Origin of the sequence: Microbacterium sp. KR10-403, from assembly GCF_040196215.1 — a bacterium.
Classification (GTDB): Bacteria; Actinomycetota; Actinomycetes; order Actinomycetales; family Microbacteriaceae; genus Microbacterium.
Genome location: NZ_JBEGDC010000002.1, coordinates 165,176 through 186,240, shown reverse-complemented (window position 1 = coordinate 186,240; position 21,065 = coordinate 165,176). Strand labels below are relative to the sequence as shown.

General features: G+C 71.9%; 24 protein-coding genes. 11 read left to right on the top strand and 13 right to left on the bottom strand.

From position 1 onward, the window contains the following. Window positions 1-73: 73 nt before the first annotated feature. Entirely contained in the window at window positions 74-1,144 is a 1,071-nt protein-coding gene (locus ABMQ42_RS04650) for an NADH:flavin oxidoreductase/NADH oxidase (RefSeq protein ID WP_349721689.1), read from the bottom strand. Between the two features lie 26 nt (window positions 1,145-1,170). Here ABMQ42_RS04650 and ABMQ42_RS04645 point away from each other — a divergent pair, with 26 nt between their 5' ends. From ABMQ42_RS04645 to ABMQ42_RS04630, 4 genes are all read left to right on the top strand, one after another. Next, window positions 1,171-2,022 (top strand): ADP-dependent NAD(P)H-hydrate dehydratase, encoded by an 852-nt coding sequence (locus tag ABMQ42_RS04645; protein WP_349721688.1) that lies wholly within the window; start codon window positions 1,171-1,173, stop codon window positions 2,020-2,022. A 306-nt stretch (window positions 2,023-2,328) separates the two neighbouring features. Next, window positions 2,329-3,573 (top strand): glycosyltransferase 87 family protein, encoded by a 1,245-nt coding sequence (locus ABMQ42_RS04640; protein WP_349721687.1) that lies wholly within the window; start codon window positions 2,329-2,331, stop codon window positions 3,571-3,573. 26 nt (window positions 3,574-3,599) lie between these two features. Further along, window positions 3,600-3,911 carry a thiamine-binding protein gene (locus ABMQ42_RS04635; protein ID WP_349721686.1) on the top strand — a complete coding sequence of 104 codons (312 nt, stop codon included), beginning with the start codon at window positions 3,600-3,602 and terminating at the stop codon, window positions 3,909-3,911. After that, window positions 3,908-4,576, top strand: a complete 669-nt coding sequence (locus tag ABMQ42_RS04630; protein WP_349721685.1) for an NUDIX domain-containing protein — start codon at window positions 3,908-3,910, stop codon at window positions 4,574-4,576. The genes ABMQ42_RS04635 and ABMQ42_RS04630 overlap by 4 nt, the downstream gene beginning before the upstream one ends. Here ABMQ42_RS04630 and metX read toward each other — a convergent pair. Next, window positions 4,573-5,781 (bottom strand): homoserine O-acetyltransferase MetX, encoded by a 1,209-nt coding sequence (gene metX, locus ABMQ42_RS04625; RefSeq protein ID WP_349721684.1) that lies wholly within the window; start codon window positions 5,779-5,781, stop codon window positions 4,573-4,575. The genes ABMQ42_RS04630 and metX overlap by 4 nt on opposite strands. A gap of 349 nt (window positions 5,782-6,130) precedes the next feature. Here metX and ABMQ42_RS04620 point away from each other — a divergent pair, with 349 nt between their 5' ends. Further along, the gene (locus ABMQ42_RS04620; protein WP_349721683.1) at window positions 6,131-7,075 is read left to right on the top strand and encodes a hypothetical protein; all 945 of its coding nucleotides are present in this window, start codon (window positions 6,131-6,133) and stop codon (window positions 7,073-7,075) included. Between the two features lie 87 nt (window positions 7,076-7,162). Here the strand turns inward: ABMQ42_RS04620 and ABMQ42_RS04615 are convergent, their stop codons facing one another. Further along, complete coding sequence (locus ABMQ42_RS04615) at window positions 7,163-8,485, bottom strand: bifunctional o-acetylhomoserine/o-acetylserine sulfhydrylase (RefSeq protein WP_349721682.1); 1,323 nt, start codon at window positions 8,483-8,485, stop codon at window positions 7,163-7,165. Between the two features lie 133 nt (window positions 8,486-8,618). Here ABMQ42_RS04615 and ABMQ42_RS04610 point away from each other — a divergent pair, with 133 nt between their 5' ends. From ABMQ42_RS04610 to ABMQ42_RS04595, 4 genes are read left to right on the top strand one after another with little or no spacing between them, the layout of a single operon-like run. Next, a complete protein-coding gene (locus ABMQ42_RS04610; protein WP_349721681.1) occupies window positions 8,619-9,392 on the top strand; it encodes an SDR family oxidoreductase in 774 nt (257 codons plus the stop codon). Next, window positions 9,389-10,129, top strand: coding sequence for a Type 1 glutamine amidotransferase-like domain-containing protein (locus ABMQ42_RS04605; RefSeq protein WP_349721680.1), 741 nt, complete (start codon window positions 9,389-9,391; stop codon window positions 10,127-10,129). Before ABMQ42_RS04610 ends, ABMQ42_RS04605 begins: the two co-directional genes overlap by 4 nt. After that, a complete protein-coding gene (locus ABMQ42_RS04600) occupies window positions 10,126-10,626 on the top strand; it encodes a phosphoribosyltransferase (RefSeq protein WP_349721679.1) in 501 nt (166 codons plus the stop codon). Before ABMQ42_RS04605 ends, ABMQ42_RS04600 begins: the two co-directional genes overlap by 4 nt. Window position 10,627: 1 nt before the next feature. After that, the gene (locus ABMQ42_RS04595) at window positions 10,628-11,320 is read left to right on the top strand and encodes a uracil-DNA glycosylase (RefSeq protein ID WP_349721678.1); all 693 of its coding nucleotides are present in this window, start codon (window positions 10,628-10,630) and stop codon (window positions 11,318-11,320) included. 7 nt (window positions 11,321-11,327) lie between these two features. Here the strand turns inward: ABMQ42_RS04595 and ABMQ42_RS04590 are convergent, their stop codons facing one another. The 8 genes from ABMQ42_RS04590 to ABMQ42_RS04555 form a co-directional block, all read right to left on the bottom strand. Continuing rightward, window positions 11,328-11,672: a protealysin inhibitor emfourin gene (locus tag ABMQ42_RS04590; RefSeq protein WP_349721677.1), complete on the bottom strand. Its 345-nt coding sequence runs from the start codon at window positions 11,670-11,672 to the stop codon at window positions 11,328-11,330. Then, window positions 11,659-12,717, bottom strand: a complete 1,059-nt coding sequence (locus ABMQ42_RS04585) for a M4 family metallopeptidase (RefSeq protein WP_349721676.1) — start codon at window positions 12,715-12,717, stop codon at window positions 11,659-11,661. Before ABMQ42_RS04585 ends, ABMQ42_RS04590 begins: the two co-directional genes overlap by 14 nt. A 15-nt stretch (window positions 12,718-12,732) precedes the next feature. Beyond that, on the bottom strand, window positions 12,733-13,554 hold the full coding sequence (locus ABMQ42_RS04580; protein WP_349721675.1) for an ABC transporter ATP-binding protein: 822 nt from the start codon (window positions 13,552-13,554) through the stop codon (window positions 12,733-12,735). Continuing rightward, window positions 13,551-14,339, bottom strand: coding sequence for an ATP-binding cassette domain-containing protein (locus ABMQ42_RS04575; protein WP_349721674.1), 789 nt, complete (start codon window positions 14,337-14,339; stop codon window positions 13,551-13,553). The genes ABMQ42_RS04580 and ABMQ42_RS04575 overlap by 4 nt, the downstream gene beginning before the upstream one ends. Then, the gene (locus tag ABMQ42_RS04570) at window positions 14,336-15,202 is read right to left on the bottom strand and encodes an ABC transporter permease (RefSeq protein ID WP_349721673.1); all 867 of its coding nucleotides are present in this window, start codon (window positions 15,200-15,202) and stop codon (window positions 14,336-14,338) included. The genes ABMQ42_RS04575 and ABMQ42_RS04570 overlap by 4 nt, the downstream gene beginning before the upstream one ends. Further along, window positions 15,199-16,149: an ABC transporter permease gene (locus tag ABMQ42_RS04565; RefSeq protein WP_349721672.1), complete on the bottom strand. Its 951-nt coding sequence runs from the start codon at window positions 16,147-16,149 to the stop codon at window positions 15,199-15,201. The genes ABMQ42_RS04570 and ABMQ42_RS04565 overlap by 4 nt, the downstream gene beginning before the upstream one ends. Then, complete coding sequence (locus ABMQ42_RS04560) at window positions 16,146-17,654, bottom strand: ABC transporter substrate-binding protein (RefSeq protein ID WP_349721671.1); 1,509 nt, start codon at window positions 17,652-17,654, stop codon at window positions 16,146-16,148. Before ABMQ42_RS04560 ends, ABMQ42_RS04565 begins: the two co-directional genes overlap by 4 nt. 93 nt (window positions 17,655-17,747) lie before the next feature. Further along, window positions 17,748-18,671 carry an alpha/beta fold hydrolase gene (locus ABMQ42_RS04555; protein WP_349722078.1) on the bottom strand — a complete coding sequence of 308 codons (924 nt, stop codon included), beginning with the start codon at window positions 18,669-18,671 and terminating at the stop codon, window positions 17,748-17,750. A gap of 34 nt (window positions 18,672-18,705) precedes the next feature. Here ABMQ42_RS04555 and ABMQ42_RS04550 point away from each other — a divergent pair, with 34 nt between their 5' ends. Further along, complete coding sequence (locus tag ABMQ42_RS04550; protein ID WP_349721670.1) at window positions 18,706-19,170, top strand: carboxymuconolactone decarboxylase family protein; 465 nt, start codon at window positions 18,706-18,708, stop codon at window positions 19,168-19,170. 83 nt (window positions 19,171-19,253) lie between these two features. After that, window positions 19,254-19,715 (top strand): SIP domain-containing protein, encoded by a 462-nt coding sequence (locus tag ABMQ42_RS04545; protein ID WP_349721669.1) that lies wholly within the window; start codon window positions 19,254-19,256, stop codon window positions 19,713-19,715. A gap of 1 nt (window position 19,716) precedes the next feature. Here the strand turns inward: ABMQ42_RS04545 and ABMQ42_RS04540 are convergent, their stop codons facing one another. Further along, the gene (locus ABMQ42_RS04540; protein ID WP_349721668.1) at window positions 19,717-20,169 is read right to left on the bottom strand and encodes a Fe-S oxidoreductase; all 453 of its coding nucleotides are present in this window, start codon (window positions 20,167-20,169) and stop codon (window positions 19,717-19,719) included. Continuing rightward, complete coding sequence (locus tag ABMQ42_RS04535; protein ID WP_349721667.1) at window positions 20,166-20,975, bottom strand: arginase family protein; 810 nt, start codon at window positions 20,973-20,975, stop codon at window positions 20,166-20,168. The genes ABMQ42_RS04540 and ABMQ42_RS04535 overlap by 4 nt, the downstream gene beginning before the upstream one ends. Window positions 20,976-21,065 lie beyond the last annotated feature (90 nt).

The following is a 21,065-nucleotide window of genomic DNA, read 5'->3' as shown; positions in this document are numbered from 1 at the left end:
TCTCGCGAGGTCGCGCGTGTTCTCGTGAGGTCGCGCGTGTTCTCGCGAGGTCGCGCGTGTTCTCGCGAGGTCGTCAGCGCCGCGGCCGCGCCCGTTCGTACTGCGGCGGCCAATAGTCGATGTCGTCGCCCAGCTCGAACGCGGCGCGCAGGGCGAAGTGCGGGTCGCGGAGCCACTCGCGCGCGGCCATGACGGCATCGGCGTCGCCGTCGGCCACGATCCGCTCGGCATGGGCGGCGTCGTCGATGAGCCCGACGGCGCTGACCGGCAGCCCGGTCTCGCGGCGCACGTGCGCGGCGAACGGCACCTGATAGCCCGGCCCGAGCGTGATCTTCTGGTGGGCGACCAGGCCGCCGCTGGAGATGTCGACGAGGTCGGCGCCGTGGGCGCCCGCCCAGCGGGCGACGGTCGTGGTCTGGTCGAGGTCCCACCCGCCGTCCGCCCAGTCTGTGGCCGACAGACGGACGAACAACGGGGCGTCCGGCACGGCGTCGCGCACCGCGTCGATCACGCGCAGCAGCAGGCGGGCGCGGTTCTCGAGGGACCCGCCGTATTCGTCGCCCCGCGTGTTCGACAGCGGCGAGAGGAACTGGTGCAGCAGGTATCCGTGCGCTCCGTGGATCTCGAGCACCTCGAATCCCGCCGCGTGCGCGCGACGGGCGGCCGCGGCGAAGGCGGAGACCACACGGTCGATGCCCTCGGCGTCGAGCGCGGCGGGCGTCGCGAAGTCGCCGAATGCGAGCGCGGAGGGCGCGACGGTCTGCCAGCCGCCCGCGTCGGCGGGCACCGACCCGCGCTGCGGGGCGAACGGCGGCCAGGTCGAGGCCTTGCGCCCGGCGTGGGCGAGCTGGATGCCCGCGACCGCGCCCCGTGCGCGGATCGCGGCGGCGATCGGCGCCCAGGCGTCCTGTTGCGCGTCGGTCCAGATGCCGGTGTCGTCGGGCGAGATGCGCCCCTCGGGGCTCACCGCGGTCGCCTCGGCCATGACGAGGCCCGCGCCGCCGGACGCGAACTGGGCGAGATGCACGTGGTGCCACTCCTGCGGCATCCCGTCCCGTGCACTGTACTGGCACATGGGCGACACCCACAGGCGGTTGCGCACGGTCGTGCCGCGGACGGTCAGCGGGCGGAAGAGGACGCTCATCGGGATGCTCCGGGTAGGGTGTGGCCATGGCAGAGCCGGTGACCTGGACGTCGGCCGACGCGGCGGCGTATCTGCACGCGCCGACGGCCGGTGACGACAAGTATTCCCGCGGGGTGGTCGGGGTCCAAACCGGCTCGGACTCATACCCGGGCGCGGCCGTGCTCGGCGTCGAGGCCGCGTGGCGCACCGGCATCGGCATGGTGCGGTATCTCGGTGCCGCTCGTGACCTGGTGATGGCGCGGCGGCCCGAGACGGTGACCGCGGAGGGCCGGGTTCAGGCATGGCTGATGGGATCGGGGATGGATGCCGCTGCGCGGCCGGCCGCGCTGACCGATGATCTGCGTCTTGTGCTGGCCGGCGCGCTGCCGGCCGTGGTCGACGCGGGCGCGCTGGATCTGGCGGTGGGCGCGGCGGCACCGGTCGTGGTCACGCCGCACGCGCGCGAGCACGACGTGCTGCGCGCGGCGCTCGGGCTGGAGCCCGCGGGCGCCGGACGCGTGGCCGCGGCGCACGAGACGGCGGCCGCGCTCGGCGGGGCGGTGCTGCTCAAGGGTGCGGAGACGATCGTGACGGCGCCGTCCGGATGGACGGCGCGGGTCGATGCCGGTACTCCCTGGCTGGCCACCGCCGGCACCGGGGATGTGCTGGGCGGCGTGCTCGGCGCCGTGGTCGCGGCCGCACAGGCGCGGGCAGAGGCCGAGCGCGGCACGCTCGACGTCGAGGCGCTCGGGCCGTTGGCGGCGACCGCGGCGTGGTTGCATGGGCGGGCCGGGGCGATCGCGGCGCGCCGCGCCGGCGGAGGCGCGCCGGGCCCGATCACCGCGCTCGATGTGGCGCTCGCGCTGCCCGAGGCGGTGGCCGCGGCATCCCGCACCTGAGTCGTCGCCGCCGTGCGGCCTGCCCGCGGCCCGCGGCCCCGATCGCCGAGGTCGCATGGATTCTCGCGAGGTCGCACGGAATCTCGCGAGGTCGCACGGGAACTCGCGAGGTCGCATCGGACCAACGGACGCGACCTCGTGAAGAACGACGCGATCTCGGTGAAAAGCGTGCGACCTCGGCGAGATGCGTGCGACCTCGGCGAGATGCGTGCGATCTCGGCGGGCGACGCGCGCACGCGCAGAGGCGCCGGGCGGCCGTGCCACGCTCTCGGCGGACCCATGGGCGGCGCCGCATAGGATGTCGGGGTGGCGAGACGGGGATGGCTCTGGGTGGCGTTCGTCGTGGTGCACCTGGGCGTCGCCACGCTCGGCTGGGTGATGCCGAACCAGCCGATGGGCGACGTCTACCTCGTCTACGAACCCTGGTCGCGCGAAGCGCTGAACGGCGGCGGCATCGTCGGCATCACCGAGGCCTGGGTCTATCCGCAGCTCGCGCTGGTGCCCATGGTGCTCGCGCACGGCTTCGGCTGGCTCCACGGGTACATCGTCGGGTGGGCGATCCTCGTCACCGTCTGCAACGCGCTGGCGTTCTGGATGCTCATCGGCCGCGCGACCTCACGCGGGCGGCGCGCCGCCGCGTGGTTCTGGCTGGTCGCGATCGCGTGCCTGGGACCTGTCGGCATGTACCGCATCGACGCCATCACCATTCCGCTCGCGATCGCGGGATGCCTGTGGCTGGTCGGCCGCCCGTGGCTGGGGTCGATCCTGCTGACGGTCGCGACGTGGATCAAGGTGTGGCCGGCGGCGATCCTCGCGGCAGCGGTCATCGCCCTCCGCCGGCGTCTGGCGGTCATCGGCGGCGCGGCCGTCATCTCGGCCCTCACCCTCGTCGCGATCGTGGCGGCAGGCGGCGCGGCCTACGCCTTCGGCTTCATCGGCGACCAGACCGGGCGCGACCTGCAGATCGAGGCGCCGGTGAGCGCCTTCTACATGTGGCGCGCGGTCGCGCGCATCGACGGGTCGTTCATCTTCTACGACCAGGACATGCTGACCTTCCAGGTGACGGGTCCGAACGTCGACGTCCTCATCGCGCTGATGACCCCGCTGCTCATCCTCGCGATGACGGCGGTCGCCGTCCTCGGAGCCGTGAAGGCATGGCGCGGGGCATCCTTCGTCCGGCTGTTCCCGCCGCTCGCGCTGGCGCTGGTCACCGGCTTCATCGTCTTCAACAAGGTCGGCTCGCCGCAGTACTTCACGTGGATCGTCGTGCCCGTCCTGGTCGGCATCGTGCTCGAACGGCGTCGCTGGTGGGGCCCGGCAGCACTGGTCCTGGTGATCTCCGCGCTCACGCAGGTCGTCTACCCGATGACGTACAGCGGCCTGCTCGCCGCGCACGCGGGGCCCGTCGCGGTGCTGACCGTGCGCAATGCGCTCACGGTCGTCCTGTTCGTGTGGAGCGTCGTGCGGGTCGCACGGATCCCGGCGCGGATGCCGCGGCCGGCGCGTGCGCTCGCCGCGGTGTCGGTCGTCCACCCCGACACGGCACGGTAGAGGCGGCAGCGCGGTAGCGTCGAGGCATGCTCATCGCCTTCTCCGTCGCCCCGTCCGGAACCGGTCGCGAGGACGGCTCGGTGCACGACGCCGTGGCCGCCGCGGTCCGGGTCGTCCGCGAGTCTGGTCTGCCGCACCGCACCACCTCGATGTTCACCGAGATCGAGAGCCCCGACTGGGACACCGTCATGGACGTCGTCAAGCGCGCCACAGAGGCCGTCCTGCCCTTCGGCTCGCGCGTGTCGCTCGTGCTGAAGGCCGACATCCGTCCGGGCTACACGGGCGAGATCGACGCGAAGGTCGAGCGTCTCGAGCGCGCGATCGGCGACGAGGCGTGAGCGACGACGATCTGCCGCTGGCCGGCACGGCGGTGCTGCTGCGCGACGGTGCGGCGGGCCTCGAGGTGCTCATGATCGAGCGCCCCGACCGCGGCTCGTTCGCGGGCGCCTGGGTGTTCCCCGGCGGGGGCCTGGAGGACGTGGACCGGATGCCGCGGGCCGAGATCGTCGACGACGCCCGGCGGGCGGCGGCCCGCGAGACCGCGGAAGAGGTCGGGCTGACCATCGACCCCGACGCACTCGTGCCCCTCAGCCGCTGGACCCCGCCGACGCTGCCGCCGGCGGGTGCGCCCAAGCGCATCCGCACCTGGTTCTACCTCGGCGCCGGTGCCGACGCCGCGCTCACGCTGTCGGCCGACGAGGTCGTCACGGCGTCGTGGGTGTCGCCGGCAGCAGTGCTCGCCCGCCACGCGCAGGGCGGGATCCGCCTCTATCCGCCCACCTGGGTCACTCTGCACGGCCTGACCGCGCACGCCGACGTCGCCGCGGCGCTGGAAGAGGCGCGGGATGCCGCGCCCCGCATGTTCGCGACGGTGATCCGCGGGCGGGTCTTCCTCTGGGAGCCCGATGTCGCCTGCGACGAGAGCGTCGAGCTCGCGGCATCCGGCCCCCGCCATCGCCTCCTCGCCGAGACGCTGCCGTGGCGCTACGAGGTGTCGGACTAGGCCTCGAGCAGCCGCCGGAGGTGGTGGCCGACCAGCTCGGTCTCGATGAGGAAGCCGTCGTGACCGAAGTCGCTGGTGAGCACGACCGCCTCGTTGCCGTCGAGGGTGTTCGGGATGCCGCGGGCGATGCGATGCTGCCCGTCGACGGGGAACAGCCGGTCGGTGTCGATGCCGAGGACCAGCGTGGTCGCCGTCACGCGAGCGAGGGCGTCTTCGATGCCGCCGCGGTCGCGCCCGACGTCGTGCGAGTCCATGGCCTCGACCAGGCGGATGTAGCTGTTCGCGTCGAACCGGCGCGTGAACTTGTTGCCGTGGAAGTCGAGGTACGACTCGACCGCGAACCGGCCGTCCTGCCCCAGCGGTGAGACGCCCGACTGCCACGAGCGGCCGAAGCGCATGTTGAGCTCGGCCGGGCTGCGGTAGTTCAGCAGCGCCATGCGGCGGGCCAATGCCAGACCGCGGTGCGGGCCGTTGCCGGAGCCCTCGTCGTAGTAGTCCCCGCCGGCGAAGTGCGGGTCGATCTGGATGGCCTCCAGCTGCACCGAGTTCAGGGCGATCTGGTCGGCGGTGTTGAACGGCGGCGACGAGAGCACGCCGAGGCGGGCGACGCGTTCGGGGGACGAGATCGCCCACTCGAGGGCGTGCATGCCGCCCATCGAACCGCCGATGACGCCCGCCCAGCGGTCGATGCCGAGCGCGTCGGCCAGGCGCTGCTGGGCGGCAACCTGGTCGCGGATCGTGAGGTAGGGGAAGCGCGAGCCCCACTCCCGGCCGGTCGGGCCGATGCTCGCGGGACCGGTGGACCCCTGGCATCCGCCCAGCATGTTCGGGGCGATGACGAACCAGCGATCGGTGTCGATCGCGCAGCCGGGGCCCACGACGTCCTCCCACCAGCCGGCCGTGGGATGCCCCGGGCCGGCCGGCCCGCGGACGTGGCTGTCGCCGGTCAGGGCGTGCAGGATGAGCACGGCGTTGTCGCGCGTCTCATTCAGCTCGCCCCACGACTCGTACGCGAGCCGGACGAAGGGCAGCTCGGCGCCGTTCTCGGTGCGGAAGGCACCGATGCCGACGAAACGCCGGTCACCGGGCCGGTCGCCGTCGCGCCACGCGCCGGTGGCCGGCGGGCGTCCGAGGAGGGATCGGGCGTCGGCCTCGGTGACCGGTGCGCTGGGCACGGTGTCTTCCGAGGTCTGCTGCCAATCCATGGATCCATTCTCCCGTATCGACACCGCGCCGCCTCGGCTGTTACGCCGGTCCGCGCGCGGGCTCAAGGTCTGCGGGCTCCGGGTCTGCGGGGCGTCGTGCTCCTGGTGGGCGCGCCCCGGGTCTGTGCGCTCCGGGTCTGTGCGCTCCGCGTCTACGCGCTTACAGAGTTCGGAGGATGACACAAAGCTCGGAGCTTTTGAGCGAATGGGTCCGAACTTCGTTGCATGCTCCGAAGTCTGTGAGGCGGGGTATCCGGCAGGCGAGGCAGCCGGCAGGCGAGGCGGGCCGCGCGCGGGGCGGGAGGCGGCGAGACCCGGGATGTCCGAGGTGCGGCGTAGCCTCGCGCGCATGGAGTCGACGATGGAGTATCTGATGTCCGGCGACCCGGCGATCCGCTGGCAGGTCATGCGCGACCTGCTCGACGCGCCCGCCGACGAGGTCGCCGCCGAGCGCGCCCGGGTCGCCCGCGAAGGATGGGGAGGGCGGCTCCTCGACGAGCAGACGGACGACGGCCTGTGGGACGGCGGTGTCTACCGTCCCGGGTGGGCAGATGAGTCACGGCCCATGTACGACGCCTGGACGGCGACGCACTTCAGCCTTCAGCAGCTCGTCGATCTCGGCGTGGATCCGGCCGACGAACGCGTGCGCACCGCGATCGCGCGCGTGCGCGAGAACGTGCGGTGGGACCATGCCGGCGAGCTGTATTTCGCGGGTGAGACCGAGCCGTGCATCAACGGCGTCGTGCTCACGGTCGGTGCGTACTTCGGTGAGCTCGACGACCATCCGGTCGAGCAGCTGCTCGCCGGCCAGCTCGCCGATGGCGGGTGGAACTGCTGGGCCGAGCACGGCGCCCGGGTGGCGTCGCTGCACTCGACGATCTGCGCGCTGGAGGGGCTGTGGGACGCCGAGCAGGCCACCGGCGGCTCCGACGCGGCGCGCGCGGCGCGGCGGCGCGGCGAGGAGTACCTGCTCGAGCGCGGGCTGTTCCGCCGCCGCAGCACCGGCGAGATCATCGATCCGCGGTTCACGATGGCCTCGTACCCGGTGCGGTGGTTCTACGACGTGCTGCGCGGCCTCGAGTATCTGCGTCGCACGGGCCACGCGCGCGACGAGCGCTGCGCCGAGGCGGTGGAGATCCTCCGCGCGAAGGCCGATGCCGACGGGCGGTGGCACCTCGAGAACGTCCACGAGGGGCCGACGCTGTTCGACATGGAGGAGGTGCCCGAGGGCTTTCCGAGCCGCTGGGTCACCCTGCGCGCGCTGCGCGTGCTGCGGTGGTGGGATGCCGCCTGAGCGCGTCTCCGCGGCGAGACGACCGATGCCCCGCCCCGGCCCGTGAGAACGGGCGCGGGGCGGGGCATCGTGTCCCTGAGGAGGAGGTCAGACGCGGGCGGCCTCACGCACCTCGTGCGCGGCGGCGAGGGCCTGCTCGAGGTCTTCCTTGAGGTCCTCGACGTTCTCGAGGCCGACCGACAGGCGCACCAGGCCCGGCGTGACACCGCTGGACAGCTGCTCCTCGGGGCTCAGCTGCGAGTGGGTGGTGGATGCCGGGTGGATGACCAGCGAGCGGACGTCGCCGATGTTCGCGAGGTGGCTGAAGAGCTTCAGGTTGTCGACGAACGCACGGCCGGCGTCGACGCCGCCGGTCAGCTCGAACGACAGCACCGCACCGGCGCCCTTGGGCGCGTACTTGTTGGCGTTGGCGTACCAGGGCGAGCTCGGCAGGCCGGCGTAGCTGACGCTCGCGACATCGCTGCGCGCCTCGAGCCACTCGGCGATCTCCTGGGTGTTCTGCACGTGGCGCTCGACGCGCAGCGACAGCGTCTCGATGCCCTGGATGAGCTGCCAGGCGCTGTTCGGCGAGATGGCGGGGCCCAGGTCGCGCAGCAGCTGCACGCGCGCCTTGATGATGTACGCGATGCCGTCGCCGAGCACACCGGTGTAGCTGACGCCGTGGTACGACGGATCGGGCTCGGTCAGTCCGGGGAAGCGGTCGGCGTGCTCGGACCACGGGAAGGCGCCGCCGTCGATGATGGCTCCGGCGATGACGGTGCCGTGTCCGCCGAGGAACTTCGTCGCGGCGTGCACGACGATGTCGGCGCCGTGCTCGAACGGACGGATGAGGTACGGGGTGGCGATCGTGTTGTCGACGATCAGCGGCACGCCCGCGGCGTGCGCGATGTCGGCGACCGTGCGGATGTCGAGCACGTTGATCTTCGGGTTGCCGATCGTCTCGGCCAGGAACGCCTTCGTGTTCGGCTGCACGGCCGCACGCCAGGCCTCGGGGTCGTCCTGGTCCTCGACGAACGTGGTGTGGATGCCGAGCTTGTCGAGCGTGTAGCGCAGCAGGTTGTAGGTGCCGCCGTACAGGGCCGACGAGGCGACGACGTGGTCGCCGGCGCCCGCGATGTTCAGGATCGCGAGGGTGACCGCAGACATGCCCGACGCGGTGAGGAGGGCGCCGGTGCCCCCTTCGAGCGCCGCGAGGCGCTGCTCGACGACGTCCTGCGTGGGGTTCTGGATGCGCGTGTAGATGTTGCCGGTCTCGGCGAGCGAGAACAGGTTCTGCGCGTGCTCGGTGTCGCGGAACACGTACGACGTGGTCTGGTAGATGGGGGTGGCGCGCGCGCCGGTCACCGGGTCGGGCTGGGCGCCGGCGTGGATCTGCGCGGTCTCGAAACGCCAGTTCTCGGAAGCGGACATGGGATCTCCTCGGGTCGTCTGCGGCCACGCGTCTCCGTGCGGCTCCTACGAGGCTACGGATCGGGGTCGTTGTCAACAACGTGCGGGAAATGTGACGTAACCTCGCGCGCGGCCGCGCAGGTAGCGTTGTCACATGAGCAGACGAGCAGTTGTCACCGGCGCCAGCTCGGGAATCGGGCGCGCCACGGTCGAGGCCCTCCGGGCCACGGGATGGGATGTCGTGGCGGTCGCCCGCCGAGCCGAGCGACTGGCCGAGGTCGAGCAGCAGACCGGGGCCGCGGCCTTCGCCGCCGACCTCACGAAGCAGCAGGATGTCGATGCCCTCGCCGGCTGGCTGGGCGAGACCGGCCCCGTGAATGCACTGATCAACATCGCCGGAGGAGCGCGCGGCACCGACCGGGTCGAAGACGGCAAACCGGCCGACTGGCAGTGGATGTTCGACGTCAACGTCATGTCGGCACAGCGCGTCACGGCCGCGCTCCTGCCGCAGCTGCGCCGCGCCGCGGCATCCGACGGTCACGCCGACACCGTGTTCGTCACGTCCACGGCCGCGCAGGGCGCCTACCCGGGCGGCGCCGGCTACAACGCGGCGAAGGCGGGGGAGTCGATGCTCGCGCACGCGCTGCGCCTCGAGCTGAACGGCGAGCCGATCCGCGTCGTCGAGATCGCCCCCGGCATGGTGTTCACCGATGAGTTCACGCTCAACCGCCTCGGCGGTGACCAGTCGGCCGCCGAGAAGGTGTACGAGGGGGTGGATGCTCCGCTCGTCGCCGCCGACGTCGCCGATGTGATCGCGTACGCCGTGAACGCCCCGGGCCACGTCAACCTCGACCTCATCACGATGCGCCCCGTCGCGCAGTCGGCGCAGCACCTGCTCGCCCGCGGCCCGCTGCGGGTGCGCGAGTGAGCATCCACCTCGTCGGCGGCGGCTGGCAGGACGCGCCCGACGGCGTCGCCTATCGGGCGTTCGTCGCCGAGGCGACCGCGTGCGCCGCGGCCGGCGGGCGGGACGTGCCGCGCGTCGCGGTGATCGCGGTGCGCGACGGCGACGGCGACGCGCACGCCGCCAAGCTGATCGAGGCGATCGCCGCGGGCGGCGCCATCGACCCGGTCGTCACCGCCGGCGGACTGGATGACGAGATCCCCGCCTCCGCGTTCGAGGGCGTCGACGGAATCGCCGTCGGCGGCGGCCTGACCCCGGTCTACCGCGATCGGATCGCGCCGCACGCCGATCTCATCCGCGCACGCGTGGGCGCGGGCATCCCGTACCTCGGCTTCTCCGCGGGCGCGGCGATCACAGCCGCCCGCGCGATCGTGGGCGGCTGGCGCATCGGCGCGGTCGAGATCGCACCCGAGGACGTCTCGGAAGACCTCGACGAGCTCACGGTCCTGCCGGGCATCGGGCTCGTCGACGTATCGGTCGATGTGCACGTCGCCCAGTGGGGTGCGCTCTCACGCATGGTCGCCGCGGTCGAGGCGCAGGCCGTGGAAGCGGTGATCGGCATCGACGAGAACACGGTGCTGATCGCCGGAAACGGGCCGCTGCGGGTCGCCGGCGCGGGCAGCGTCTGGACGGTGACCGGTACCGAGCAGGGCGTGCTGGTGCGCACACTGGGCGCGGACGAGAGGGGCGCGGAGCGATGAAAGACGAACGTGAGGTCCTGACCTGGGAGGGCTTCGGCGCCGCGACACGCACGATCTCGCGCGACATCGTCGCGTCGGGGTTCGTTCCCGAGGTGGTCGTCGCGATCGCCCGCGGGGGACTGCTGCCCGCCGGTGCCATCGCCTACGGCCTGGGCGCCAAGAACTGCGGCGCGATCAACGTCGAGTTCTACACCGGCATCGGCACAGTGCTCGACAACCCCGAGCTGCTGCCTCCGGAGCTCGACATGAGCTACCTCGATGGGCGCCGTGTGCTGCTGGTCGACGACGTCGCCGACAGTGGGCGCACGCTCGATCTCGCCGTGCGGCTGCTGGTCGAGCAGGGCGCCGAGGTGCGCTCGGCCGTCATCTACACGAAGCCGACGACGATCATCGAGCCCGACTTCTCCTTCGCCGCGACCGACCGCTGGATCGACTTCCCGTGGTCGGCGCGCGGATCGGTCATCGAAGAGGACACCGGCCGGGAAGCGAGGCCCTGACGTGGCGATGACACTGCCCGAGCTGGCCGGCGCCGGCCTCATCGACGACGGCTGGGCGCGCGAGCTGCAGCCGGTCGCCGGCGACATCGCCGCGATGGGTGAGAAGCTGCGCGCCGAGGTGGCGGCCGGCCGCCACTATCTGCCCGCGGGTGACCGCGTGCTGCGGGCGTTCGCACGGCCGCTGTCCGAGGTGAAGGTGCTCATCGTCGGTCAGGATCCGTACCCGACCCCCGGCCATCCGATCGGGCTGTCGTTCGCCGTCGACAGGCATGTGCGCCCCCTCCCGCGGAGCTTGGGGAACATCTACCAGGAGCTCGAGGCCGACCTCGGCATCCCGCGTGCATCGCACGGCGACCTGTCCGCATGGAGCGACCAGGGCGTCATGCTGCTGAACAGGGTGCTCACCGTCGCGCCGGGAGCCCCGGCATCCCACCGCGGATGGGGTTGGGAGAAGGTCACCGAGCACGCCATCCGGTCACTGGTGGCGCGGGGTGGCCCGCTCGTGGCGATCCTGTGGGGGAGGGATGCCGCGAACCTGCGCCCGCTGCTCGGCGAGACGCCCATCATCGCCTCGGCCCACCCATCACCGCTGTCGGCGAGCCGCGGGTTCTTCGGCTCGCGGCCGTTCTCGCGCGCGAACGAGCTGCTCGCGCAGCAGGGCGCCGCACCGGTGGACTGGCGTCTGCCCGACTGAGGACCGCTCAGCGGCCGGGGTCGTCCGCGGCGCCGGGGCCGTTGCCCTCGCGCTCCTGCTCGAACGACTGCACCTCCGCGACGAGGTCGCGCCAGGGGCCGTGCAGCTGCGTCTCGGGAACGTCGGCGCGCCGATCGTCGGTGCCCAGCTGCGCCTGGATGTGCCAGGTGAACCGGTCGGGGCCCGGCGGGGCCGCGGCATCCACGTCATTCCACGGACACTGCCGGATCAGCATGATCCAGTGCTCGCGCGCGGGCTCGGGGGGTTGCACGCTCCACTCACGGCGGAGCCCGGCGAAACCGCCGGTGCGCACGACCGTGATCGAGAGGACGGGGTCGTCAGTCGTTTCCATCCGAAAGCACACCGACGCCGATCCAGGCGGTGCGGACGGCGTCGACCTCCTTCGACTGCTCACCGTACTCCGCCTGTGCGGTCTTCAGGGTGGCGTTCGCGAACGTCGCGAAGTCGGCGCTCGACGGCAGCGTGCCGGCGGTGACCGTCTTGTACCAGACGAGGCCGGCGGTCTCCCATGCCTTGCCGCCGATCGTCGTGGCCGCCAGATAGAAGGCGTGGTTCGGGATGCCCGAGTTGATGTGCACGCCGCCGTTGTCTTCGCTCGTGGTGACGTAGCCGGCCATCGTCGCCGGCTGGGGGTCTTTGCCGAGCACATCGTCGTCATAGGCGGTGCCGGGTGCCTTCAGTGACCGCAGGGCGACGCCGGTCACCTGGTCGGAGAAGATGCCCGCCCCCACGAGCCACGACGCCTGGTCGGCCGTCTGGCCCAGGTGGTACTGCTCGGTGAGCACCCCGAAGACGTCGGAGATCGACTCGTTCAGCGCGCCGGACTGCCCCTGGTAGTCGAGGCCGCCGCTGGCCTCGGTCACCCCGTGCGTGAGCTCATGCGCGATGACCGTGATCGACCCGGTGAAGCCGGTGAACACGTCGCCGTCGCCGTCGCCGAACACCATGCGCTCGCCGTTCCAGAAGGCGTTGTCGTAGTCCTGGCCGTAGTGCACCGTCGCGTCGAGGGGAAGGCCGCGCCCGTCGATCGAGTCGCGCTGGTAGGCGTTCCAGTAGAAGTCGAACGTGATGCCGAGGCCGTCGAACGCCTGGTTCACGGTCGCGTCGGCGACCGGGCCCTGGTCTTCGGTGCGCACGGTGTCGCCGGGCAGCGTCTCGGTGTTGTGCGCGTCGGCGATCGTGCGATCAGGGCTCGGTGCGGTCTCGGCGACCAGCGTGTCGCCGTCGACGGACAGCTTCAGCGTCGTGCGCAGCGGACGGTAGGTGCGCGGCGCCACCAGCGTGCGGCGGGCCGCCTGCGCGGCGCGGACGAGGTGCGGCTTGTCGGTCGCGGCCACGCGGTCGAGCAGGAAAGGAGGGACGATCCCGAGATTCATATCCCGAGCGTAGTGTCAGCCGGCGACATCCGGCCCGATCGCCGGGATCGAGGCGAGCAGGTGCCGGGTGTAGGCGACCTGGGGGTCCAGCAGCACCTTCTCGGTGGGTCCCTCCTCGACGATGCGGCCGTCTTTCATGACGACGACCTCGTCGCACAGGTTCTGCACGACGCCGATGTCGTGCGAGACGAGCACGAGGCTCATCCCGTCGCGCGCGCGCAGGCGCTCCAGCACCTCGAGGATCTGCGCACGCACCGTCACGTCGAGCGCCGACATCGGCTCGTCGCCGACGAGCAGGCGCGGCCGGTGCACGATGGCGCGCGCCAGCGCGACGCGCTGGCGCTGGCCGCCCGAGAACTCGTGGGGGAACCGTGCGGCCATCTCCGGCTCAAGTCCCACGTCCTCGAGCACCTCGCGCACGCGCTCGCGGCGGCCCGCAGACCCGGCGGCGCCGGAACCGGCGACGTTCATGGCCCAGAGCGGTTCGCCGATGATCCGCCCGACGCTCATGCGCGGGTCGAGCGACGCGTACGGGTCCTGGAACACGATCCCCGTCTGGCGGCGCAGCCAGTGCAGCGAGCGGGCGCCGGTCGCGGCATCCACCGTCTTCCCGTCGAAGGCGACCGAGCCCGACGTGGGCGTGTCCAGCGCCAGCAGCAGGCGCACCAGCGTCGACTTGCCCGACCCGGACTCGCCGATGACGCCGACCGCCGAACCCTCGCGCAGATCGAAGTCGGCGTCCTCGAGAGCGGTCGTCACGCCGCGCGGGCGCCAGGGCGCCGTCCGGGGACCCGCGTAGCGGCGGGTCAGCCCGCGTGCGCTCAACAGGAAGCTCATGCGCGTCCCTCCGGTCGCCACAGGGTCGCCGTCGCGTCGCGCAGCAGCCCCTGCGTGACGGGGGACTGCGGTGCCGACAGCAGCGTGCGCACGGGGGCGGCCTCGACGACGTGCCCGTGCTCGAGGACCACGCCCTGCGTCGCGATGTGCGAGAGCACCGCGAGGTCGTGCGTGATGAACACGAGCGACATGCCGTCGTCGCGCACGAGACCGGCGAGCAGCTCGAGCACATCGGCCTGGATCGTGACGTCCAACGCGGTCGTCGGCTCGTCGGCGATCAGCAGCCGCGGCCGGCACGCGAGCGCCATGGCGATCGCCACGCGTTGACGCTGACCGCCGGAGAGCTGATGCGGGTAGCGGTCGACGATGTGCGCGGGATCAGGCAGCTTCACCCGCGCGGCCTCGGCGACGGCGCGCTCGCGGGCCTCGCGTCGCGTCACCCGCTCGTGGATGCGCACGGCCTCGGCGATCTGCCGGCCGACCGTGCGGATCGGGTTCAATGCGGTGCGCGGCTCTTGGAACACGATGCCGATCTCGTCGCCGCGGATGCCGGCGAGCTCGCGGTCGCGCATGCCGATGAGCTCGCGCCCGCCCCAGCGGATCGACCCCGTCGCCTCGGCGCCGTCGGGCAGGAGGCCCAGGATCGCGAGCGCCGTCAGCGACTTGCCCGAGCCCGACTCGCCGATGAGGCCGACGCGCTGTCCGTCGGCGACGTCGAACGAGACCCCGTCGACGACGCGGCGTCCGCCGATCGTGATCCTCAGGTCGCGTACGGACAGGCTCATGCCACCACCACCGGCTCATGCTCCTCGTGACGGCTGAGCGTCGGGTCGGTGGCCTCGCGCAGGGCATCGCCCAGCAGATTGAGCCCCAGCACCGTGAACGTGATCGCCAGCCCCGGCCACAGCACCGACAGCGGATGCACGGTGAGGAACTGCTGCAGCTCGGCGAGCAGCAGTCCCCAGCTGGGTTCGGTGACCGAGGCGCCCACGCCCAGATACGACAGGCCCGCCTCGGCGAGCACCGCGACGGCCATGCCCCACGACAGCTGCACGATGAACACCGGCGCGATGTTGGGCAGGAGATGCCGGTACAGGTTCTGGGCAGGGGTGAGGCCCGATGCGCGCGCGGCCAGCACGAAGTCGCTGTGCAGCACGCGGCGCAGCTCGGGCCGGGCGACGCGGGCGATGTTGACGCTGAAGCCGATTCCCACCGCCCAGATCACCACCCACAGCGACCGGCCGAAGATCGCCGAGATCATGAGCGCGATCAGCAGCACCGGGAACGCGATGAGGATGTCGACGAACACCGCGATCGACTCGCGCACCCAGCGTGCGGTGAGGGCCGCGAGGGACGCGAGGGCGATGCCGAAGACCCCCGCGATCACCGCGGACCCGATCGCGACGAACACCGTCGTGCGGGCGCCGCTCATGATCAGACTCAGGATGTCGCGGCCCGAGCCGTCGGTGCCGAGCAGGTGCGGCCAGCCCGGGCCCTGCCAGCGCGCCGCGATGTCGACGTGCTGCGGATCGAACGGGGTCCAGAACAGAGATACGGCCGCCGTCGCGGCGATGACGATCACGACGATGATGCCGAACCGACCGGTCGACAGGCGCCACAGGCGGCGCAGCCACGCACCCCGGCTCATGCGGCCTCCCGCTGCCGGGGGTCGATGACCCGGTGGAAGAGATCGACCACGAAGCCGACGACGAGCACGAAACCGGTGAGCACGAGAAGCTCGCCCTGCACCTTCACCAGGTCGCGGTTGCCGACGTCGGCCACCAGCATCCGCCCGATTCCGGGCAGCGAGAAGAGCTGTTCGATGACGACGGCGCCGACGATGATGCCGGCGACCTGCAGGCCCAGCACCGTGATGACCGACAGTGCCATGTTCGGCAGCCCGTGGCGGATGAGCGCCTGTGTGCGGGTCAGGCCCTTCGCGGCGGCGGTACGCACGAAGTCCTGCCCGATCGCCTGCAGCGTCGCGCTGCGCACGAAGCGCAGCAGCATGGCGCCCTCGACGACGCCGATCGTGATCGCCGGCAGCAGCAGCGCGCGCAGCGCGAAGCCCGGCTGGTGCCATCCCGCGCGCGGAAAGCCCTGGGCCGGCAGCCAGCCCAGCCAGACCGCGAACACGACGACCAGCATCATCCCGGCCCACACCACCGGCACCGCGGCCACGGCCTGCGACGAGACGTTGATGGCGGTGCCGCCGGCGCGACCCCGCAGCATCGCCGAGAGCACGCCGAGGGGAACGGCGATGACGAGGGCCACCGCCATGGCCATCAGCCCCAGCGGGATCGTGACCTGCGCCTTCTGCGCCAGCTCGCCCAGCACCGGACTGCCGGTGATGAGCGAGGAGCCGAAGTCGCCGCGCAGAACGCCGCCGATCCAGTCCGCGTACTGCACGGGCAGCGGTGCGCCGAGGTTCAGCTCGTCGCGGATCGCGGCGACCTGCGCCGGTGTGCTGTTCGTGCCGGCGATCAGCTGGGCCACATCGCCGGGCAGCACCCGCAGCGTCAGGAAGATCAGCACGCTGGCGACGAACAGGCCCACCACGAGGAGGGCCAGTCGCGTCAGCGCGTAGCGGATCACTCCGAGCTCTTGGCGATCTCGAACAGGTTCAGGCGCTCGTTGACGCTGTCTTCCGGCATACCGGTGATGTTAGTGCCGACGGCCACCACGGACGCGCCGTTGTAGACCCAGTCGGCCGCCATGTCTTCGGAGACGATGCGGGCGGCCTTCTTCAGGTCGGCCGCGGACTCCTCATCGGTGGTGGCGCTGCGTGAATCCTGGTACAGCTGCTGCACCGTCGGGTTGTCGTAGGTGAAGTAGTAGTCGGGGTTCGCCCAGTTCTCGAAGTCGCGCGCCTCGGTGTGCAGTACGAAGCTCAGCTCGTAGTCCTTGTTGACGTAGACGTCGTTGAGCCAGGTGGGGAACTCGACCGCGTCGACCTTCAGCGTGATGCCGACGGCGTTCAGGTCGGAGACGAGGATCTGCGGGATCGTGGTGCCGTAGCCGTTGTAGATGGTGAGGTTCAGGGTGATGCCCTCGGCCCCGGCCTCCGCCAGGAGCTTCTTCGCGGCGGCCGGGTCGTACGGGGCGACCGATGAGAGGTCCTCATAGCCCGGGTCGAGCTCGGGGATGGGCCCGAACAGGGTCTGCCCCGAGCCCAGCGCCTCGATGACCGCCTTGTGGTCGATGGCCTGGCGGATCGCCTGGCGCACGCGCTTGTCGCCCAGCCATTTGTTCGTGCTGTTCATGGCCAGCGTGCCCTTGTCGGTCGACTTGCCGAGCACGACCTTGTAGTCGCCGTTCGCCTGGATCTGGTCGGTCAGGTTCGCGTCGAACCCGGTGACGACGTCCACCTCGCCGGCCTGCGCGGCGTTGAGGGCGGCCTGGTTGTCGGGGATGTAGTCGAAGACGACCTCCTTGACCTTCGCCGCATCGCCCCAGTACTTGTCGTTGCGCTCGAAGGTGATCGAGTCGCCCTGCTTCCAGCTGCCGAGGACGAACGGGCCGGTGCCGTTGGTCTCGGTCTTGTAGTCGACCGTGTCGCCCTTCTTCAGGATCACGCCGGCGCGACCGGAGAGGTTCCAGAGCAGCTGCGAGTCGGGCTCCTTCATCGTGATCGTGATGGTCTGCCCATCGGCGTCGATCGACTTCACGCGCGAGAGCGTGTCGGCGTCGGCCCAGCCCGCCTGGCTCTTGTGCTGCTCGAGCGACCACACGACGTCGGCAGGGGTCAGCTTCTGCCCGTCGGCGAAGGTGACGCCCTCGCGGAGGGTGAACGTGTAGGTGAGGCCGTCGTCGGACTTGTCGAATGCACTCGCCAGCTCGGGCTCGATCTTCTGGTCGGGGGTGCGGCGCACCAGGCCCTGGTACACGTTGTCCATCAGGATCTGGTCGAGCGCGGCCCCCGCCGTCTGCCGGATGTCGAGGTTGCTCGGCTCGAGCACCAGGCGGATCGCGACCGACGCGTCGGGATCGGGCGTGCCGGCGCTCGCGCTGGGCTCAGTCCCGCCCCCGGTGCAACCGGTCAGGGCGAGGGCTGCGGCGGCGAACAGGGCCGTCGCGGCGGCGAGGGTACGACGATGCATGGGGTTCCTTTCGGGCTCCGGACAAGCCTAGAGCGCCGGTGGTGGTGCCACCGACACAACGCATGCGGAATGCAACACAGCTGAGACCCGCCGTCATTCCCGGTGCTCGGCGAGCAGTCTCGCGAGGGCGAGCGGGGCATCCTCCTGCAGGTTGTGCCCGCCCGGCAGCGTCGCGAGACCCGCTGCGGGCAGGCGGGCCGCGAAGTCGGCGGCATCGGCATCCGTCACGAATCCGCGCTCGCCGCGGATCAGCGTGATCGGCGCGGTCACGGCGTCGAGGTCGTCCCATCCGCTCGCGTCGAGCACGGCCGCGACGGGCGCCGCCTCGGGGTGCGCGGCCATCAGCGCCGCGAGGTGCGCGAAGTGGTGCTTCCACTCGACGCGGCCGTCCGCGCGCACGCGCGAGTTGAGGAAGACGCCGCGCTCGGCGGCCGCGGGCGAGCCGCCCAGGCCGAACCGCAGCGCCCGCTGCACCAGCTCGTCGCGGCCGGCCCAGTCGGTGGGGCCGGCGAAGAACTGCGCGATCTGCTGGGCGTCGCCGCCCGGATCGATGCCGGGCGTGATGTCGACGAGGACGAGCTCGCGCGCGAGATCGGGAGCGGATGCCGCGACCGCCGCCGCGGCGAGACCGCCCAGCGAGTGCCCGACCAGAAGCTGCGGTCGGTCGGTCCATGCGCGCAGCGCGGCCACGACGTCGGGTGCGAGGACCGGGGCGACGTAGGCGGCGTCGTCGCGCCACGACGAGTCGCCGTGGCCGGGCAGGTCGATCGCCAGCGCCGGCAGCCCGAGCGCGAGGATCACGGTGTCCCAGGTGTGCGCGTTCAGGCCCGCCCCGTGCAGGAACGTCACCTGCGGGGGAGCATCGGGGGCGGATGCCGGTGCCCAGCGCAGTGCGGAGAGGGCGCGGCCGTCGGGGAGGGGCAGGTCGAGTCGTTCGCCGTGCGGCAGGGGGCCGTCGATGCCGTTCTCGGCGGCCTGCGCGGGAAGGAAGGAGAACTCGTCGAAATCATCGTCGATCACCCCGCCATCATCCCGCAGATAGGCTGACCTCATGTCCGACGAGCCTCGCGTGCACCTGTCCCGCGCCGCCATGCCCGCCTACAAGGCGCTGGAGTCGTTCTCCAAGACCGTCAAGGAGATCGCCGACCAGGCCGGCATCGATGCACGGCTGGCCGAGATCGTGCAGCTGCACGCCTCGCAGCTGAACGGCTGCGCCTACTGCGTGCGGGTGCACCTCGACCGCGCGACCGCGGTGGGGCTCGGCACCGACCTGGTGATGCAGATCGCCACCTGGCGCGAGTCCGGGGTGTTCACCGAGCGGGAGCGCGCCGCGCTGGAGCTCACCGAGGCCTTCACCTTCATCCACGACGGCGGCGTGCCCGACGACGTGTACGACCGGGTCGGGGGAGTGCTCTCCGAGCAGGAGTACGTCGCGCTCTGCTGGATCCTCGTGTCGATCAACTCGTTCAACCGGATCGCGATCGCGGGCCGGTATCCCGTGCCGCCGCGCGACTGATCTCCGCCGTCAGGACCGCTCTCGCCGCGAAGCCGATGCGAGAAGGTTAGGCATGCCTATCCTTGGGTTACACTGAAGGGGATATGGCCACCACAACCACCGCCCCGATGAGCGCCGTCGCACGTCGCGTCGCGCGCCGCGGCATCGTTCAGCATCTGATCGCCGCCGACGAGCGCTCGCTGGGCGAGCTGCAGGCGCTGCTGGCCACGCTGCCGATCTGCGCCACCGGCCGCGTGTTCGTCGAGGTTCCCGACGCCTCGTGGGTCGGCGCCCTGGATGTGCCCGGCCGCATGACCGTCACCTGGCTCGACCGCTCGCTGCGCACCGGCCGCACCGGGTCGGGGCGCCGCTGCCACCGCGGCGACGCACTCGCGCGCGCGGTGAACGCGTGGGCCGACGAGATGATGTGCGCCGACGACGACAGCACCCGGGTCTTCCTGCTGGCCGGCTACCTCGGCACGGCCGAGATCGTCGACCACCTGGGCGAGCACCTCGGCCGCGAGGCGTCGACGCTGCACGTGCCCGCCGAGTACGGCCTGGCCTGAGTCAGCCGCGCGGCACGTAGTTGCCGTCTTCGAGCCCGGCCTCGATCTCGAACCGGTTGCGCAGCGGATCGGTCCCCGCGAACAGGTAGAGGAACGGCATGAGGATGCCGTAGCGCCGCCACTGGCGCGCATGCACGGCCTCGTGACGCAGCACGCGCTCGGTCGGGGTGTCATCGCCGGTGAGGAAGCAGCGGCCGACGCACACGCCGCCGCGGCGGAACGTGCGCGGCGGCATCCCCTGGAACACCCACAGCTCGCCGTGGCGCTTGATGCGCCCGGTGCTCCAGATCGAGCCCCAGATCCATCCCACGGCGGTGCCGTACCAGGCGCCGGCGCGGCTGATCGGCGAGTCGAGCAGGAACGGGGGGATGAGCCGGTCCCACCTCCTGCCGCGGGCGACGGCCCGGTCGGCGCGCTCGCGCCAGCCGTCGGGCGGCGTGGGGATCGGGCTCATGCCAGCGCCCCGACCAGCCGCAGGATCGTGCCCAGATCGTCGACGGCGGCATCGGGGGTCACCGGGGCGAACCCGGTCAGCGAGGCCCCCGCGAGGGGGACCCGCTCGCGCAGCCGTGCGATGGCGGCCACGAGTTCGGCGGCCCGGGCGCCGAACGGCACGGCCATGTTCACGCCGGTCATCTCGGTGGGGTCGAGCACATCGAGGTCGACGTGCACGTACACCGCCTCGGCGTCGCCGACGGCCTGCGCGAGCGCGTCGGGGTCGGCCAGGCTCTCGGCGAACAGATGCCGCATGCCGCTCGCGTCACGGTAGTCCTCCTCGGCCTGCTCGAGATCGCGGGCGCCGACGAGCACGGTGCGGTCTGCCGTCACGCCCGATCCGGCCAGCGACGGCTCGCCCTCGCCGAGCGCGGAGCGCAGCGCCATGCCGCCGAACGCGCCGGAGGGCGACGACTCGGGGGTGTGCAGGTCGCCGTGCGCGTCGCACCAGACGACGACGAGACCGGGATGCCGCGCGGCGGCGCGCGCGATCGCCGGGACGGCGACCCCGCAGTCGCCGCCGACCACGAGCGCGTGCTCGTCGGACGCGGACAGCTCCTCGTCGAGCAGACGCCGGGTGTGCTGCAGCGAGCTGAGCCGCCGCACCGCGGTGCCCAGCGACTCGCCGGCCTCGAGCGGAACCTCCACGTGCGTGCACGCGGAGCGGGGCAGATCGCCGGCGATCGCGGCCGCGCCGTCGACGAGGAGCATGGCGCGCGACGACACCGACCCCTGCCACTGCGGCGCGATGATGAATCGGGTCATCGGCACTCATCCCTTCCGGCCGGACACCTCACGCCGGTCACTTCACACCGGAGACGACGGGATGCCGCGACCCGCGCACGTCGCGCGGTC